This is a genomic window from Gammaproteobacteria bacterium (assembly GCA_029862005.1).
Lineage (GTDB): Bacteria > Pseudomonadota > Gammaproteobacteria.
The window spans coordinates 128,873-146,469 of the sequence record JAOTYD010000003.1 but is presented as its reverse complement, the minus strand read 5'-3'; the positions used below and the strand labels follow the sequence as shown (position 1 = coordinate 146,469).

The following is a 17,597-nucleotide window of genomic DNA, read 5'->3' as shown; positions in this document are numbered from 1 at the left end:
GGTTTATTCGGAAACCCGTCAGAATTTGAAAATTTCACCACCTTTCAGCTGGTGCACATTGAAATCAGCCATCGCATCGACACATTCCTGGTAAATCAGCTCTTCGTCGCCCGGTTTGAAATGGGTCAGCCAGATGTCGGGGCGATGTTTCATTTTTAAAACATCCTCACCCAGGAGCCTGGGACAGTAATGCTTTGAAATCTTGCTGATTTCCAGATCATTATCCGGAAATGCAGCCTCGACAAACAACAAGTCGATCTTGTCGTAGCCATTCAGTACATCCCAGAGATTATCATTGGTCGTGGTGTCGCCGCTAAAGGCAACGGTGGCTTGATCGTCCGCAAGGCAAAAACCCACGCCGGGGACCGTATGGTTAACCTGGATCATTTCGATTTCACGAGACCTGATATTTACCTTGTCACCCGGATTCATGACCTCAAATTTAATCGAAGGATTCTCCTTCGATGGCAACTCGGAAAAATCCGGCCAGATGATCCAGTTGAAGATGTGAGACTTCAAGGCCTCAATGGTTTGTTCCTGCGCATAAACCACAACGGGTTCATCGTGGACGCCGTACATACTGTCCGCGAGCAATGGCAATCCAACCACATGATCCATGTGCGAATGCGTCAGAAATATACGGCGGATTCCCGTCATCTGGTTGAGCGGCAGATCGCCCAGACCAGTCCCGGCATCAACTAACAAATCGTCATCTATCAGGAAGGAAGTCGTTCGCAGGTTTGCGCCGATTCCACCCGCCCAGCCCAGTATTTTAATTTGCATGCAGTTCGGTAAAGCGTCTCAGAATAACGAAGGTGAAACTTCCTGCTTCACTGCGGAATTTATAGCAAACAGACAACGGAATTGTGCAATTATTTACAACCCGGGGGTAAATGGCAATCTCCGGGGGTGAAAAAAAACGGGTTGCTGTTACCTGGCGTCACGTAAAATTTCGCGCCAACTCGTGATATCTGAACCAATTTATTAACGGGAATAGGCATTGCACGCTAGTGCGACCATCCGAATTTTCAGTTACACTTCAATCTTGAGCTACTGATCGAAAGCCATGTCGCCCATCACCGCAAGTGCGCTCGCCGTCTTTTTCTATTGCTTGTCTGCTTTTTTAATTTTCAAACAGCTGGGTACCGAGCAACACCAGCGCTGGGTTGCGCTGTCACCCGCCGTCGTCGCGATGCTGCTGCAAGCGATGGCAATGAATGAAATAATCATCCTGTCTCAAGGCCTCAATCTCGGCTTTTTCGCCGCCTTTTCGTTAATCGGATGGCTGATCTCGATCCAGATTATCCTAAGCTGCATTTACCGTCGTATCGAAAGCCTCGGCATCGTTGTGTTTCCGATCAGTGGATGCGCCAGTATGGTCGCCAGCCTGCATTTTGCCGATCATCTGATAGTCATCAGTGACAGTGAAATCAAGGGGCACATCATGGTGTCGGTAATCGCCTACAGCCTGATAACGCTGGGCGCCTTCCAGGCGGCATTACTGGCCTACCAGGATCACTCGATTCGACAACATCACCCCGGCGGCTTCATCCGTCATCTGCCACCTTTGCATGATATGGAAACCCTGCTGTTCCAGTTTCTCGGCTTCGGTTTCATCTGCCTCAGTGCTTCATTGTTAACCGGTTTCGTCTACCTGGAAGATATATTTGCGCAGCACCTGGTCCACAAGACCGTGTTATCGATTATCGGTTGGATCATTCTCGGGATTTTGCTATTCGGCCGATTAAAGTTTGGCTGGCGCGGTAAAACCGCGATTCGCTGGACCCTGTCGGCATTTGCTTTCCTGATGCTTGCATTCTTCGGCAGCAAGCTGGTGCTTGAGTTTATCCTTTAAATATCGACGACAAACCTAGTTGAACGAAATCCCCTTATACTGGCTGTTCATCGCATTCGTCACACTGATCCTGCTATCCGGCTTTTTTTCCGGTTCGGAAACCGGGTTGATGAGCTTGAATCGTTATCGTCTCAAGCACCTGGCTGCCAAAGATCATGGCGGAGCAATCCGCGCTGTAGAGCTGTTGAAAAACCCCGACAAGCTTATCACGTTAATACTGCTGGGCAATAATTTCATCAATATACTGATTACCCAGCTGGCGACCTATATCGGATATCGCCTTTACGGCGAGGCGGGTATCGCCATCGCCGCAGGCGTTTTAACGCTGATATTACTGCTGTTTGCCGAGGTAACGCCAAAAACCCTGGCGGCGACCAGACCCGAGAAAATAGCGTTCCCAGCGGCCTACGTGTACCGACCATTATCAAAGATAGCTTACCCCGTGGTCGTGATTATCGACTGGCTCGCGAAACTGGTACTGAGGCTGTTTATGTTGACCGGCAAGGATGCCGATAACGACGCGCTCACCTCGGCAGAATTACGGGTTGCAGTAGATGAAACCGGCGGCCTGATTCCGGATTCACACCGGGATATGCTGCTCAGTATTCTTGACCTGGAAAAGGTGACCGTGGACGACATCATGGTGCCGCGCAGCGAAATCATCGGTATCGATCTGGAAGATGACTGGCACGAAACCCTTAAACTCATCACCAACCTGTCTTATACGCGCATACCCATTTACTCGGGAAATATCGACAACCTGATCGGTATCGCGTTAATGCGCAAGATTTTACCGCTGCTGTTGAAAGATGAATTTGATGCGGAAAGCCTGGTCGACCTGACCCGCGAGGGATACTTCATACCAGAAGGAACCGCGCTGACGACGCAGCTCCTGAACTTTCGCAAGAACAAGCGGCGCATCGGGTTTGTAGTCGATGAATTCGGCGATATCCAGGGGCTGGTAACAATAGAGGATATCCTGGAAGAAATTGTCGGTGAGTTCACCACCGACCCCAGCGCCCTGCACCAGGACTTTTTCCGGGATGTCGACGGCAGTCTCCTGATCGATGGCTCGACTCATATCCGTGACATCAACCGACAGCTGGACATCGACCTGCCGACCGAGGGCCCTCGAACCCTGAATGGACTGATTCTGGAGCACATGGAATTCATTCCGGAAGCCGGCACCAGCTTGAAAATAAACGATTACCCGATCGAAATTATGCAGGTCAAAAACAACATGGTTAAAACCGCCCGTATCTCCCTGCTGCCGGATCAGGATACGACCGATATAAAATCCGAGCCATCGCCCGATGGCTAGGCAAAATGCACTGTTTCAGTGTCGGGAATGCGCAGCCGCGTTACCCAAATGGTCAGGGCAATGCCCCGACTGTAAAAGCTGGAATAGTATCGAGGAGATTCCGGTCTTACCGTCGAGCCCGGGAAGCAGGGCTAGTTGGCATGGGATTGCCGGTGGGGCCGAAGTGTTTACCCTCAACCAGGTTCCCGTCAGCGAAACGCCTCGTTTCGGCACCCAGATCGATGAACTCGACCGCGTACTGGGTGGGGGCCTGGTAGAAGGTTCGGTCGTGCTGCTCGGTGGAGATCCGGGAATCGGCAAGTCTACAATCTTGTTGCAGTGCCTGACCCTGATCAGCCAGGATCACGAAGCGCTGTACGTCACCGGCGAAGAATCGCCCCAGCAGATCAGCTTGCGCGCCACCCGTCTGCGTATCCCGGCTGACAACATGAAATTACTCAGCTCGACCTGTGTAGAAGATATCATCCAGCAGGCTGGCAAGATCAAGCCCGCGGTCATGGTCATCGATTCGATCCAGACAATATTCAGCAGCAGCCTGCAATCGGCGCCGGGCTCGGTCAGCCAGGTCAGGGAGAGTACCGCCATGCTGGTAAGGTTTGCCAAGCAATCCAATGTCGCCATCGTCCTGGTCGGTCATGTGACCAAGGAAGGTCAGCTTGCCGGGCCGCGGGTACTGGAGCACATGGTCGATACCGTGCTTTACTTTGAAGGCGATGCTTCGACCCGCTACCGCGTGATTCGCGCGGTCAAGAATCGATTTGGCGCAATCAACGAACTCGGTATCTTCGCGATGACTGACGAGGGTCTGAAGCCGGTCAGTAATCCTTCGGCGATATTCCTGGCCCAGCACGATCAGCCCGTATCGGGCAGCGTAATCATGGTGTCGCGCGAGGGTACACGCCCTTTCCTGGTCGAAATTCAGGCGTTGGTCAGTGAATGCCACGGTGGCCAGCCACGGCGACTCAGCGTGGGCCTCGAATCAAATCGACTGGCTATGCTGATCGCTATTTTGCAGCGCCACGGCAGTGTTCCACTCTTTGACCAGGACGTTTTTATCAATGCGGTCGGGGGTGTACGCATCACCGAAACGGCAGCAGATCTCGCGATCTTGCTTGCGATATTGTCCAGTTATCGTGATCGCCCCTTGAACCGGCACTCACTGGTCTTTGGCGAAGTCGGATTATCCGGTGAAATCAGGCCCGTACCCAATGGCGAAGAGCGCCTGCGCGAGGCCAGTAAACATGGATTCAAGACGGCAATCATTCCACAGGCCAACATGCCGAAAAGCGGATTGTTTGATAACCTGAAGTTAATACCGGTCAGTCATTTAGCTGATACCCTGGATACACTATAATGCGCTGATTCGAATGCGAGCAATAAAATGACTGAAAACAAAGACAAACTCAAAGATTTCGAAAAATCCCTGCAGCACCTGGAAAAAATAGTCGGCAACATGGAATCCGGCGAACTGGGTCTGGAAGAGTCACTCGAGCAATTCGAAAAGGGTATCAAACTCGCAAAGACTTGCCAGGATACCCTTGCTAATGCCGAACTGCGCGTCGAACAATTAATCGAAAAAAACGGCCTGCAGCAAACCGTTCCCTTCGAAGACATTGATGAAGATTGATGCCCAGGTCTTCGAGTCCCTGGTTGAAGAATTCCAGCAAAGAGTAGACACCGCGCTCGATAACTGGCTTCCCAGGGCCGACGTTTATCCATTGCGGTTGCACCGGGCAATGCGATACGCGGTGCTGGCCCCGGGAAAAAGGGTGCGACCAATCCTGGTGTACGCAACGGCGTCGGCGCTCGGCATCGAACTGGAACGAGTCGATGGCGTGGCCGCTGCAGTTGAAATCATTCATGCCTATTCACTGATCCATGACGACCTGCCGGCGATGGACGATGATGACCTGCGACGTGGTCGCCCCACCTGTCATCGCGAGTTCGATGAAGCCACTGCCATACTCGCGGGAGACGCATTGCAGGCGCTAGCATTTTACATCATAAGCCATGATCCAGAAATGGTCGATGACCCGGCGGCTCGTTTGCAAATGATCGAAAAACTATCCCTGTTCTCAGGCTCACGCGGTATGGCGGGCGGCCAGGCAATCGATCTGGCCGCGGTTGGTAAAACGCTGAACATCGCGGAACTTGAAACCATGCACATCCATAAGACCGGCGCCCTGATTCGTACCTGTGTACAACTGGTGGCGTACAGCACAAACAACCTGACCCGGCAGCAATTCAAAGCGCTCGATTCGTATTCCAAGTGCATCGGCCTGTCGTTCCAGGTTCAGGATGATATCCTCGATGTTATTGGCGATACCGAGATGCTCGGGAAGACGCAAGGATCTGACAGCGCCAAAAATAAACCGACCTTCCCTTCGATCATCGGTCTCGAGGCGTCTTATGAAAAAGCCCAGGAGTTGCATCAGAACGCGCTAGAGGCCCTATCGATATTTGGTGAGGAAGCCGACATTTTAAGGTATATTTCGGCCTGGTTCGTCGAGCGGAAAAACTAACCGTAATCTCATGCCGGATAGCAATTCTTTGACTAAATTAAGCGATACCTTCCCGATTCTGGCGCAGATCGACAACCCTGCGGATTTACGCGAACTGGATGAAGCGCAACTTCCAGAGCTGGCTGACGAAATCCGCGCTTTCCTGTTACAAAGCCTGGCGCGCACCGGCGGTCACCTCGCCTCAGGACTGGGATCGGTGGAAATCACGATTGCGCTGCATTACCTGTTCGATACACCGCATGACCGACTGGTCTGGGACGTTGGCCATCAATGCTACCCGCACAAGATACTAACCGGTCGACGCGATCAAATGGCGGGAATGCGACAGCAGGGTGGCCTGTCGGGTTTTCCTAAAATTACCGAGTCGGAATATGATCATTTTGGTGCCGGTCATTCCAGTACATCAATCAGCGCCGCGCTGGGTATGGAGATTGCTTCGCACGCGCAAGCGATCGAACGTAAGAACGTGGCTATCATCGGTGACGGTGGCATGACTGCCGGCATGGCCTACGAGGCACTCAACCACGGCGGCGCCATCGACAATAACCTGCTGGTCATCTTAAATGACAACGAAATGTCGATTTCGCCCAATGTCGGCGCCATGTCAAAATACCTGTCCAGTATCTGGTCGGGCAAGATTTACTCGAGCCTGCGTTCGGGCAGTAAAAAAGTGTTGAAAAGGATTCCCAGTGCCTGGGAATTGGCCAAGCGCGCCGAGGAACACGTCAAGGGCATGGTAACGCCGGGAACCCTGTTTGAAGAACTCGGTTTCTCTTATTTCGGACCGATCGATGGCCACAATCTGAAAGACCTGCTATCCCTTATCCGGAATTTACAGCAAATACCCGGGCCGCGGATGCTCCACATCGTCACCCGCAAAGGTAAGGGCTATGCCCCGGCCGAGGAAGATGCCTGCAAGTTTCACGGCGTGGGTCCCTTTGACCCGGAAACCGGCGAAGTCAAGTCCTCGAGCAAACCAGGCCTGCAGTCATATACCAATATATTTTCCGACTGGCTGGTTGCCAAAGGCCATGCAGAGCCGAAGCTGCATGCGATTACGCCGGCAATGCGGGAAGGCTCGGGACTGGTCAGGTTTTCACAGGAGATACCGGAGCGTTACCATGATGTCGGCATCGCCGAACAACATTCGATAACTCTCGCCGCCGGGATGGCCTGTGAGGGCCTCAAACCCGTGGTTGCGATTTACTCAACCTTCCTGCAACGCGGCTATGACCAGTTTGTTCACGACGTGGCAGTACAGAATCTCGATGTAACTTTTGCGGTTGACCGAGCCGGTGTTGTTGGTGCCGACGGCGCCACTCATACCGGTAATTTTGATGTTGCCTTTGCTCGGTGTGTCCCGAACGTCATCATGATGGCTCCCGCAAACGGTGAAGATATGTTCGAGTTGCTCAACACTGCATATCAATATCCCGGGCCGGCCATGGTGCGATACCCGAGAGACAGCGTCGCACAACCCTCGGCAGTGAATACTGACATTGACGCTGAAATCGGAAAGGCGATACAGACAAGAGTCGGGAAACAAACCGCACTACTGGTATTTGGCAGTCTTTTCAACATTGCGCAACCAATCGCCGACGATCTCGATATCAGTCTCGTTAACATGCGTTTTATCAAACCGCTTGACGAAACACTGATAAAAGACCTGGCCGCCAACCACGATTTCCTGGTAACACTGGAAGATGCCAGTATTGCCGGTGGCGCAGGCTCGGCTGTTCTCGAGTACCTGAACCAGGAAAAGATCAACACTCCACTGTTGCGCCTGGGGCTCAACGACGAGTTCCCCTCCCAGGGGAGCCGGGAACAGATACTGAAAGATTACGGGCTCGATGCCGATACGATACGCAATTCTATCGTCGAGTTTACCCGTAGCTAGACAGGCTGCCGCGACAACAGAAGAAAATCTGAACCGCCGAATTCGGGTAGCATTGTATAGGTTTCGCACCGCCTGGTTTAAATAATGGCGTCCGCATAAGGTTTATCCTACAATGTGCGATGTCGAGTAGTAAAAATCGACATAAATATCAACAAGCTACAGAGTAATGTTATGTCTGAAACAGTATCTGGCACAGTTAAATGGTTTAACGATGCCAAGGGCTATGGTTTTATTTCGCAAGAAGGTGGAAAAGACGTTTTTGTTCATTACAGCGCCATTCAGTCTGAAGGTCATAAGACGCTTCAGCAAGGTCAGGCCGTAACGATGAAAGTTACGGATGGCGCAAAGGGCCCGCAGGCCGAAGACGTTTCACCCGCTTAATTTATAATAACAACAATAGATTTATACCTCATCCCTGATTCCCGTCTCTCGCAGACAGGTTCAGCAAACCGGCGAAATTACCGATTTCGTTAACTTCCAGACTGTGCTCAATAATTCGGCGATGAGGACCGCAGCTATCCATCACATTCTGCAATGTTAAAGGGAAAATAGCGAATATGAACATTTGCCTTACCCCATACGCTCGGTATAATAACCTACGATTTTACTCGGTTATTGCAATGCCGGTAGTTTCCATCCCGTGTATCACGCATTCTAATCTACTGCTGCGATGCGCAAAGTTATAGCTTAAGGATCAAGTCATGAATGGTGAACCAGCACAGTCAACAATTTCGACGATTCCCGACGTCCAGGGATCCGCGGATACACGCGAACTCGCAATAAACAAGGTTGGAATCAAGGATATTCGCCATCCGGTGATTGTTAAAGACCGCTCCGATGGCAAACAACATACCATCGCAACCTTCAGCATGTTTGTTTTCCTGCCGCACCAGTTCAAGGGCACGCACATGTCGCGATTCGTCAAGATACTGAACGATCACGAGAAGGAAATATCCTATACATCGTTTAACGACATGCTCAGGGAAATGGCTGAACTGCTCGAAGCCGAATCGGGCTACATCGAAATGAAATTCCCCTACTTCGTAAACAAGAAAGCACCGGTATCGGGGGTCGAGTCGCTGCTTGACTACGAGGTTTCCCTGGTTGGAGAAATAAATGCCGGCATCACCAACACCCGCATCAGGGTCCAGATTCCGGTAACCAGCCTGTGCCCATGCTCCAAGTCGATTTCGGATTATGGTGCCCACAATCAACGTTCACATGTCACGCTTGATGCGAGAACCAGCGGATTTATCTGGATAGAAGAACTGATCGATATTGTCGAAAAACAGGCTTCTTGCGAGCTCTATGGCCTGCTCAAGCGTCCCGATGAGAAATACGTGACCGAGCGAGCCTATGATAATCCCAAGTTTGTCGAAGACATGGTGCGCGATATCGCGGGCGAACTAAACAAGGATGATCGTATTCGGCAATACGTACTCGAATCAGAAAACTTTGAGTCGATTCACAACCACTCGGCTTATGCCCTGATCGAGTTTGATAAGGACGCCGATAAAAAAGCCTAAATCGATATCCAGTCAAAACCCTCGTTTTGGTTGGCCAGCACCGGGGGCGGCACATCTTCCAGCTCCCGAATCAACTCATCGACGATAATCGGCCTGTTATTCTTTTCCGAAATATGGGCGGCAATCAGGCAGCTTAGACTGGCGGTATCTATCTGACGCAGTAAATCGATCGATTGATGATTTGATAAATGTCCGAGATTTCCACCGACGCGTTGTTTCACCATATCCGGATACGGTCCTGCTTCCAGCAAGTCGGGATCATGGTTAAACTCGAGTAACAACGCATTGAGACGACTGAAAGCCTCGACGATGTGTCTTGTTACATGACCGGTATCGGTGAGAATGCCTAAGCGTTTACCATTGTCCAGTTGATGAAAAATAAACTGCAGTGGCTCGCTGGCATCGTGGGGCACAGTGATCGGCAAAACCTCGATCCCGCCGAAGGTAACGGCTTGCCCGGCCACCAGCCTATGGTAGCGAAAATCGGGTGGCAGCGTGGCGCGAGCGGTACCCACCGCAGTCCAGAGCGGAATATTGTGATTATTGCAAAGACGCTCGATTCCACCACTGTGATCGCCATGTTCGTGGGTGAGTAGCACCGCGTCTATCGAACCGGGATCGATTTCGAATCGCTCGAGGCGTTGCGTAAACTGTTTTAAAGAAAACCCGTTATCAACCAGCAGTGTTGTTTGCTCGTGCTGTACCAGGGTCGCGTTACCCCGACTGCCACTTCCCAACGAGGCAATACGCATGTTATCTGATATTCCGATATAACAGGTCCAGAAATGCCGCCCCCTCAGGAGAGGTATCAAAATCTCCACTGCTCGTTTCGATCATTACCCGGGTGTGTTCATGGGTTTCTTCGGCCAACACCACCACGATTTGTTTTTTAACGTTTTCACTGGAACTGGAGAAGAAAGAAAATAATCCTTTTTGCTCTTCACTCTCGGAGAACTGCGCATTGACAATTATCACGCCCTCTAGGAGTAATCCTCTTTTAAACTTCGCAGATTCGATTTCAAAATTCATGCGCTCAAGTTGATGATAAATCCGATTCCAGGCGATCTGATATGGATCCTTTACAATCAGGAATGGGGATTTTTCACTTGGATCGATGTGTTGGAAAGCCCTTGGACTAAGCAATTTTATATCCGCCACTTGCTGCTCGACCTCGGCTTTTTGCAGACCGAGGTAAATCATCAGGCGTGACAACATTTCGATCTCGAGTTCAGGTTCGGGTTGCCGAAAGCGCCATTGATTACCGTCGCTATCGTCCTTCGTTTGACTTCGGCTGGTGGTTTCCAGCACGTGAACATACTCGGTTCCACGATGAGCGATATAGATCCGGCCACCCTGCCCATTTGGATCTAGCTCGATCCTGGTTTTAAATTGATCCTGGCTTGCGGAAAGGTCGTCGCTTGCGAACAGTCTCTGGTACCACGGGCGGACATCTTCACTAGTACCCTGTTCCGTCAATACCCATTCGGTCTGCATAATTCCGATAACCGGTTCATCGACTACCAGGCGATAGCCTTCGGAAAACCAGAAAATCTTAACCAGCTGATAGAGATTATCGACCGGCTCGTCAACATTCAGCCAGTAAAGATCACCGCTGCCCTCGAGTCGCAGCGATTCTACCCTCGCCAGTACCGGCACTTTGTCTGTCGATCCGTCCGCATTACCAGAAAATCCAGTCGGCAATTCAAAACTGGAACCTTCCTCATTTTCGGACAGGTCCGGAGGCAGTTCCAGGTTTCTACCCAGCGACGCTTCGAGATAACGCTTATCCGCACCCATGCCTTGGCAAGCCGCGAGCAATGCTGCAAGTAGCAAAACCGATACCGCTGGAATTAACTTCATAGCGCTCCGCAGGCGACCAGGGCCTGGCGTAGCGGTTGCTGGTACTGTTCGTCTAAAACTGTCATCGGTAAACGCAGGTTCAGCTCCCCGAAACCCATCTGCGAAATCGCCCACTTGACAGGTATTGGATTGGACTCGATAAACAACAGCCGATGTAATTCGGCAATTTCCGCATCCGCCGCGCGGGCCTCGTTCTCCTTACCTTCCAGAGCAAGCTGGCACATCCTGGCCATTTTGGCAGGGACCACGTTGGCGGTTACGGAAATCGCACCATGACCCCCGTTTAAAATAAACTCGCAGGTCGTCGAATCGTCACCGGTTAACAAAGCAAAATCATCGTCAACCTGACGCTTGATATCGGCAAGTCGGTCCATGCTGCCAGTCGCTTCCTTGATGCCTACGATATTACTGACTTTAGCCAGTTCGGCTACGGTATCGGCCTGCATGTCACAGGCGGTGCGCCCCGGAACATTGTAAAGAATCTGCGGGATATCAACTGCAGTGGCGATCGCCTGGTGATGCAAAATCAAGCCTTTCTGGGTTGGCTTGTTGTAGTAAGGAGATACCAGCAGCGCGGCCTCCGCATGGCTCGACTTCGCACAACGGGTAAGTTCGATAGCCTCGGCGGTCGAATTGGCACCGGTGCCGGCAATCATCGGCAGGCGCTGACTAATGATCTCGTAGCTTTTTTGTAACAGGTCACAGTGTTCGTCGGGGCTCAGAGTTGCCGATTCACCGGTCGTGCCGGCAATTACGAGCGCCTGAGTCCCTTCACGAACGTGAAATTCGATGAGCGCTTCAAGCGCCGTATAATCGACATCTCCCTTGTCGAGCATTGGTGTCACCAGTGCAACGATACTGCCTTTAAACATGGACAACCCCGGTTCTCCCATGGCCAATCAAGGGACGTATGTTATAAAGACTGCTGTGAATGTACAAGAATTTGCTGCTTATTCAGCAATTAGATCATCGGATGGCCAGGCCTTGATAATTGCCTGGATTAAAGTCGCCAGCGGGATCGCAAAGAAAACACCCCACACACCCCATAAACTGCCGAAAAATACGACCGCGACAATGATCGCGACGGGGTGCAGATTGACCACTTCCGAGAACAGTAAAGGCACCAGCAAGTTACCATCCAGAAACTGGACAAAACCGTAAATCACCATCAACCAGCCAAACTCCGAAGTGAAGCCCCATTGGAAAAAGGCGATCAGGGCGACAGGAATCGTAACCACGGTGGCGCCGACGTAAGGAATAATAACCGACAGGCCGACTGCAAGGCTGAGCAGCATCGCATAATTAAGCCCCATAATTGCAAATGCGATATAAGTAGCCACCCAGATAATCAAAACCTCAATGACCTTGCCGCGCACGTAACTCGCAATCTTGATGTCGAGTTCCGCCCAGACGGTGCGCAATAATCGACGCTCTTCAGGCAGAAAATCAGCGAGCCAGCGAAGAATCAGTTCCTTGTCTTTGAGAAAAAAGAACACCATCAGCGGCAGTAAAATCATGTAAACGAGGAAGGTGATTACACCGACAACTGACGATAGCGAAATGCTCACCGCGCGCTGCCCGAAAGACGTCAATTCGTTGCGTGCCAGAGTCAGAACTTCCTCGATCTGCTGTGCAGAGACGTAATCAGGATATTGCTCGGGAAGTTGCAGCAGCAAATGCTGGCCCTGACTCAGCATGTTCGGCATTTCGCGGAACAATTCGGTAACCTGCTTGGACAGCAGCGGCAATAACACGAAAAACGTGAGGATGATTGCCGTAATCATGAGTGCAGTTACAACGCTCGCCGCTACTGTTCGTCCAAGATTGATTTTATGCAACCACGCCACCAACCCTTCAGCCAGATAGGCAATAATCATCGCGACAAGAATCGGCAGTAGATGCGCATGCAGGACAAATATTAGCAACGCACCGGACACCAGTATAAACGCGAAAATCACGGTTTGCGGATCGGTGAAATGGCGGCGGTACCACTGTTGTAAAATATCAAACATGGCGCGTAGTTTTACTCAAAGCTTGATTCAATTGAAGCTACTTGTTGTCTTCGAAATAGGATCGAGCGAACTCGAGTAATTTCTCCATTACCGTGACCCGAAATTTCTGTCGCTGGCGAACAAAGGAGAAAGGTCGGCTCAACGGTGGATCAAGTTGCAGTTCACAAAGCGTGTTCAATTTTAATTCCTTGCCGATGATCGAGCGAGAAATTATCGTAATTCCCATGCCGGCCTCAACTGCCCCCTTGATCGACTCTGGACTGCCGAGTTCGAGACTGAAGTTCAAATCACTGGGTTTGATCTTTTGATCGAGGAAATATTGCATGATCACCTCGCGCGTGCCGGAACCTTCTTCACGGCTGACAAAAGGGTACCTGACAATATCGGAGGCCTTCACCTTGTCGCCGCGTTTTGCGAGTTCGTGGTCGGGCGCGGTAATCACAACCAGTTGATCGTCATAGCACACTTCGACAATCAGGTTCTTGTTGCTTACCGGCGACTCGACCACGCCAAGGTCGATCACGTTGTGCTCAACCATCGATACGATGCCTTCGGAATTTGAAACTTTGAGACGCAGGTTGATATCCGGGTAACAAATTTTAAATTCCCCGAGCAATGCCGGTAACATGTATTCGGCGATCGTTGTACTTGCACCAATGGTCAGCGCACCGCTGATCTCGCCCGTCAAATCGCGAACCGTGTTTTCCATCTCCGAATACAGGTCAAAAATGCGCTCCGCAAACTCGGAAACACGCTCCCCGGCCGGCGTCAGGTTGACCTTGTTATGGGTTCGATCAAACAGGCGGGTGTTAAAGTACTCTTCGAGCTGACGTACCTGGAAGGTTACGGCGGGCTGGGTCATGTGCAGCGCTTCGGCGGCCTTGGTGAAACTTAGCAACTTGGAAACAGTGTGGAAAACCTTGAGTCTGCGATCGCTCATAGCGTACGTTAGCCCATTTGTCCGGGAAGACATTATATATTGTTTTTATAGATACCTACAGGATAGATAAATTTCATTGATGATTGCCGCAAAAAACGGGTCCTGGGATTAAGGGATGACATTAAAAAAAGATTGTAAATATCTGGATGACAACTATTCTTTGGGTTCGTAGACCATAAATAATGCGAAACAGGGAAAACCATGCGCTATTTGATTTACCTGATGTTACTGACCTCGATGTCGTTGAATGCGGGAACGATTCACAAGTGGGTCGACGAGGAAGGCAATACCCATTACGGTGACGCACCACCCGTTACAGCCAAGACTGAAGGCGTTCGCGTTCAATCAGCCCCGAGTAATCCCGGTAAAGCACTGCCCCGGCTGTCATCACCCGATAGCTCCCAGGCGACTGCGGGCGGCTCTGGCGATGCCGCTCAGAATGAAAATGTCCCCGAAGACCAGGCCCGGGTAGCCTGTGAAAAAGCGCAAGAGGATCTCAAGATTATTAACAACAGTAACCGCATCAAACTTCGATCTGTTGACGGTAGCACACGCTATATGACAAGCGAGGAAATCGAAGAACGTAAGACCCAAAGCGAAGCCGACATCGAGCGCTTTTGCGAGTAAAGGGACTTTATTACCTAATTCCCTGTTAACCGCTGGTGGAATCTCTATAATGCGCCGAATTAATTGTAAGGTGCATCGGCACCTCGTTTGAATACCTATGAGAGCTTCCTGCTTCCACCTGGCAACACTTAAAGAAACCCCGGTCGATGCTGAAATCATCAGCCATCAGCTCATGCTGCGCGCTGGAATGATCCGCAGACATGCTGCCGGTATCTATAGCTGGTTACCGCTTGGACTGCGAATATTACGCAAGGTAGAGCAAATCATTCGCGAGGAGATGGACCGGGCCGGCGCACTCGAATTATTGATGCCCTCGTTTCAACCGGCTGAATTGTGGCAGGAATCGGGACGCTGGGACCAGTTTGGACCCGAGTTGCTGCGACTCCAGGATCGACACCAGCGGGATGCCTGTATCGGGCCCACGCATGAAGAAATCGTGACCGACATATTCCGGCGCGAGGTTAACAGCTACCGCCAGTTACCGCTCAATTTTTACCAGATCCAGACCAAGTTCCGCGATGAGATCAGACCTCGTTTCGGGGTTATGCGCTCGCGCGAATTTATTATGAAAGACGCCTACTCCTTCGATATCGACCGGGATGGCATGCAGCGCTCCTACGAAATCATGGACCAGGCCTATATCAATATATTCGATCGTTTCGGGCTCGACTATCGCGCGGTGAGCGCTGACTCGGGCGCAATCGGCGGCAGTACTTCGCAGGAATTTCACGTTCTGGCCGATTCCGGTGAAGACGCGATCGCATTTTCAGACCGGGGTGACTTTGCCGCCAATATTGAAACCGTTGAGGCATTGCCGCCCGCGAGCGAACGTGCAGCACCCGGAGCAGAGATGCAGACAGTCGATACGCCCGGAATGTACACCATTGAAGATCTCGCCAGCGGACTTGGCGTGAGCGCGCAGCAATGTATGAAAACCCTGATCGTCGAAGCCGACGATAATGGACTTGTTGCCCTGGTATTGCGCGGTGACCACGATCTGAATGCGCTCAAGGCAGAAAAGCTCGATGGCGTTGCAAGCCCCCTGCGACTCGCTCAACGCGAGCAAATCAGTGCTAGTCTCGGCAGCGATATCGGCTCGATCGGTCCCATTGGATTAGGCATCAAAACCTTCGTTGACCACAGTGCGGCAGCCGTCAGCGACTTTGTCTGCGGTGCGAATCAAAACGACAAACATTTTATCAACGCCAACTGGGGGCGAGATTGCGAAGAGCCGCTAACGGTCGACATTCGCAACGTGGTCGATGGTGATCCCAGTCCGAGTGGTTCGGGGCAGTTAAAAGTTCTACGCGGCATCGAGGTGGGTCATATCTTTCAGCTTGGCCAGAAATACTCGGATTCCATGCAGGCCTCGGTTCTTGATGAACAGGGCAAAGGCGTGGCCCCGTTCATGGGTTGCTACGGTATCGGCGTCACGCGCGTGGTTGCCGCCGCAATAGAGCAAAATCATGACGAGCATGGAATAATCTGGCCGACGGCGCTGGCGCCGTTTCAACTGGCAATCTGCCCGATCAATTACCATAAATCAGAGCCCGTCAGACTGGCCACTGAAACACTGTACCAGCAATGCCTGGAACGTGAACTCGAAGTATTGCTGAATGATCGAGCACTGCGTCCCGGAGTGATATTTTCCGACATGGAGTTGATCGGAATTCCACATCGCATCGTGCTAAGCGAACGCGGACTCGCGGCACAACAGTTCGAATACAAGGGTAGAAAGGATGACACTGCCCAGGAACTTCCACTCGCCGAGCTGTCCGCCTTTCTCGATAATCTGTATCCAGACCAATGCACCCCAGGTTAAAACGGCTCGCAGCCATCGTAACCCTGCCCCTGCTGGCAATGGCAGCGGTCAATCCCGCCCATGCCTCGGCTGACCCCGAGCTTCTTCAGTTGCTTAAGAAGGCGATTGAAACGGATTCGGGATTTGAAGATCGCTTCGATGCGCAGGTCTGGCTGCTCGATATGTCACGCCGGCTCGAAAAGTTTATCGTAGACCCGAAAGTGCGCATCGAATTACTCAAGCAAATTCACTACGAGGCTCGCCGCGTGGGTATCGAGCCCGAACTGGTGCTTGCATTAATCGAAGTTGAAAGTCGCTTTGATGAATTTGCAATCTCGGTCTCTGGCGCCCGCGGTCTGATGCAAATCATGCCTTTCTGGCTTGACGAGATCGGAATCTCGGATCAAAATCTATTCAAGATACGCACCAACCTGAGAATGGGCTGCACCATATTGCGCTATTACATGGACATGGAACCACACGACCTAGGGCGTGCGCTGGCACGTTATAATGGTAGCCTCGGCCGAACCGTCTATCCCAATAAAGTAATCAACGCGCTGCATAAGAACTGGTTCAAGCAATAATCAATATCCGCAAATAGCGGCCCGATACCAAAGCGGCCCCTCGCCAGTTTTGAAATTCCACAGCGATTGGAGTAATGTGCAGGCTGCAACTGCAAAGGCTTTATCCTTTGATATGCAACGTGATCATGTTAAGCAGGTCGAAAGCTTCACGAGCGATTGTATGCAAAGCTCGAAAGTCGATGCGTGCCTGTTATTGATTATTCTAGTCTGGCTCGCCGGCTGGGCTTCGTTATCTGCAGCCAGCAACATCGAGTCAGCGGAAAATCCAGTCCTGCAAGAGAAGCCTATACCGGGCCCACTTGACGGTATGACGTTCACCGGCGCTCTGGGTCCGGACGGTAAGCCCAAGGACACCCCTGATTCATTCGTTTTCGAAAATGGAACCTTCGTTTCGAAAGAGTGTGAACTCAGGTGTAAGTATCCTGCTCGACCCTATTTTGTGCGCTCAAATGGCGACCGGACAGAATTTATCAGTGAGACAGAATGTCCCTACAAAGATGCGAAGATTATCTGGCGAGGTACTATTGAGGGCGACAGAATAAAAGGGAAATCGACCTGGGTAGTAAAGCGCTGGTACTGGACCGTTGAGAATACTTTTGAGTTCGAAGGAACACTGACCAACAAGCCAGCATCGACCGCAAGCACCGAGTAG

18 protein-coding genes are annotated in these 17,597 nt (G+C 51.4%); 12 read left to right on the top strand and 6 right to left on the bottom strand.

Annotation, left to right across the window (positions count from 1 at the left end):
- Positions 1–18 precede the first annotated feature (18 nt).
- On the bottom strand, positions 19–783 hold the full coding sequence (locus tag OES20_03735) for a 3',5'-cyclic-nucleotide phosphodiesterase (protein MDH3633795.1): 765 nt from the start codon (positions 781–783) through the stop codon (positions 19–21).
- A 283-nt stretch (positions 784–1,066) separates the two neighbouring features.
- On the opposite strand from OES20_03735, the gene ccsA reads away from it, so the two are divergent.
- The 8 genes from ccsA (at position 1,067) to folE2 (ending at position 9,121) form a co-directional block, all read left to right on the top strand.
- Positions 1,067–1,855: a cytochrome c biogenesis protein CcsA gene (gene ccsA, locus OES20_03730; protein ID MDH3633794.1), complete on the top strand. Its 789-nt coding sequence runs from the start codon at positions 1,067–1,069 to the stop codon at positions 1,853–1,855.
- A 19-nt stretch (positions 1,856–1,874) separates the two neighbouring features.
- A complete protein-coding gene (locus OES20_03725) occupies positions 1,875–3,176 on the top strand; it encodes an HlyC/CorC family transporter (protein MDH3633793.1) in 1,302 nt (433 codons plus the stop codon).
- Positions 3,169–4,530, top strand: a complete 1,362-nt coding sequence (gene radA / locus OES20_03720) for a DNA repair protein RadA (GenBank protein MDH3633792.1) — start codon at positions 3,169–3,171, stop codon at positions 4,528–4,530. Before OES20_03725 ends, radA begins: the two co-directional genes overlap by 8 nt.
- A gap of 27 nt (positions 4,531–4,557) precedes the next feature.
- Positions 4,558–4,803 (top strand): exodeoxyribonuclease VII small subunit, encoded by a 246-nt coding sequence (locus OES20_03715; GenBank protein ID MDH3633791.1) that lies wholly within the window; start codon positions 4,558–4,560, stop codon positions 4,801–4,803.
- On the top strand, positions 4,793–5,698 hold the full coding sequence (ispA, locus tag OES20_03710; protein ID MDH3633790.1) for a (2E,6E)-farnesyl diphosphate synthase: 906 nt from the start codon (positions 4,793–4,795) through the stop codon (positions 5,696–5,698). Before OES20_03715 ends, ispA begins: the two co-directional genes overlap by 11 nt.
- Positions 5,699–5,726: 28 nt before the next feature.
- Complete coding sequence (gene dxs / locus OES20_03705) at positions 5,727–7,595, top strand: 1-deoxy-D-xylulose-5-phosphate synthase (GenBank protein ID MDH3633789.1); 1,869 nt, start codon at positions 5,727–5,729, stop codon at positions 7,593–7,595.
- A gap of 171 nt (positions 7,596–7,766) precedes the next feature.
- Positions 7,767–7,976, top strand: coding sequence for a cold shock domain-containing protein (locus OES20_03700; protein ID MDH3633788.1), 210 nt, complete (start codon positions 7,767–7,769; stop codon positions 7,974–7,976).
- A 320-nt stretch (positions 7,977–8,296) separates the two neighbouring features.
- Complete coding sequence (folE2, locus tag OES20_03695; GenBank protein ID MDH3633787.1) at positions 8,297–9,121, top strand: GTP cyclohydrolase FolE2; 825 nt, start codon at positions 8,297–8,299, stop codon at positions 9,119–9,121.
- On the opposite strand, the gene OES20_03690 is transcribed toward folE2, so the two are convergent.
- From OES20_03690 to OES20_03670, 5 genes are all read right to left on the bottom strand, one after another.
- Positions 9,118–9,873, bottom strand: a complete 756-nt coding sequence (locus tag OES20_03690) for an MBL fold metallo-hydrolase (protein ID MDH3633786.1) — start codon at positions 9,871–9,873, stop codon at positions 9,118–9,120. The genes folE2 and OES20_03690 overlap by 4 nt on opposite strands.
- A 1-nt stretch (position 9,874) precedes the next feature.
- Complete coding sequence (bamC, locus tag OES20_03685) at positions 9,875–10,981, bottom strand: outer membrane protein assembly factor BamC (GenBank protein MDH3633785.1); 1,107 nt, start codon at positions 10,979–10,981, stop codon at positions 9,875–9,877.
- Positions 10,978–11,853, bottom strand: a complete 876-nt coding sequence (dapA, locus tag OES20_03680) for a 4-hydroxy-tetrahydrodipicolinate synthase (GenBank protein ID MDH3633784.1) — start codon at positions 11,851–11,853, stop codon at positions 10,978–10,980. The genes bamC and dapA overlap by 4 nt, the downstream gene beginning before the upstream one ends.
- Before the next feature lie 78 nt (positions 11,854–11,931).
- Complete coding sequence (locus OES20_03675; protein MDH3633783.1) at positions 11,932–12,993, bottom strand: AI-2E family transporter; 1,062 nt, start codon at positions 12,991–12,993, stop codon at positions 11,932–11,934.
- A 37-nt stretch (positions 12,994–13,030) separates the two neighbouring features.
- Entirely contained in the window at positions 13,031–13,933 is a 903-nt protein-coding gene (locus tag OES20_03670; protein ID MDH3633782.1) for a LysR family transcriptional regulator, read from the bottom strand.
- A gap of 201 nt (positions 13,934–14,134) precedes the next feature.
- Between OES20_03670 and OES20_03665 the strand changes: the two genes are divergently transcribed.
- From OES20_03665 to OES20_03650, 4 genes are all read left to right on the top strand, one after another.
- On the top strand, positions 14,135–14,560 hold the full coding sequence (locus OES20_03665; protein MDH3633781.1) for a DUF4124 domain-containing protein: 426 nt from the start codon (positions 14,135–14,137) through the stop codon (positions 14,558–14,560).
- 97 nt (positions 14,561–14,657) lie between these two features.
- On the top strand, positions 14,658–16,382 hold the full coding sequence (locus OES20_03660; GenBank protein MDH3633780.1) for a proline--tRNA ligase: 1,725 nt from the start codon (positions 14,658–14,660) through the stop codon (positions 16,380–16,382).
- Positions 16,367–16,945 carry a lytic transglycosylase domain-containing protein gene (locus tag OES20_03655; GenBank protein ID MDH3633779.1) on the top strand — a complete coding sequence of 193 codons (579 nt, stop codon included), beginning with the start codon at positions 16,367–16,369 and terminating at the stop codon, positions 16,943–16,945. Before OES20_03660 ends, OES20_03655 begins: the two co-directional genes overlap by 16 nt.
- A 49-nt stretch (positions 16,946–16,994) precedes the next feature.
- Entirely contained in the window at positions 16,995–17,597 is a 603-nt protein-coding gene (locus OES20_03650; GenBank protein MDH3633778.1) for a hypothetical protein, read from the top strand.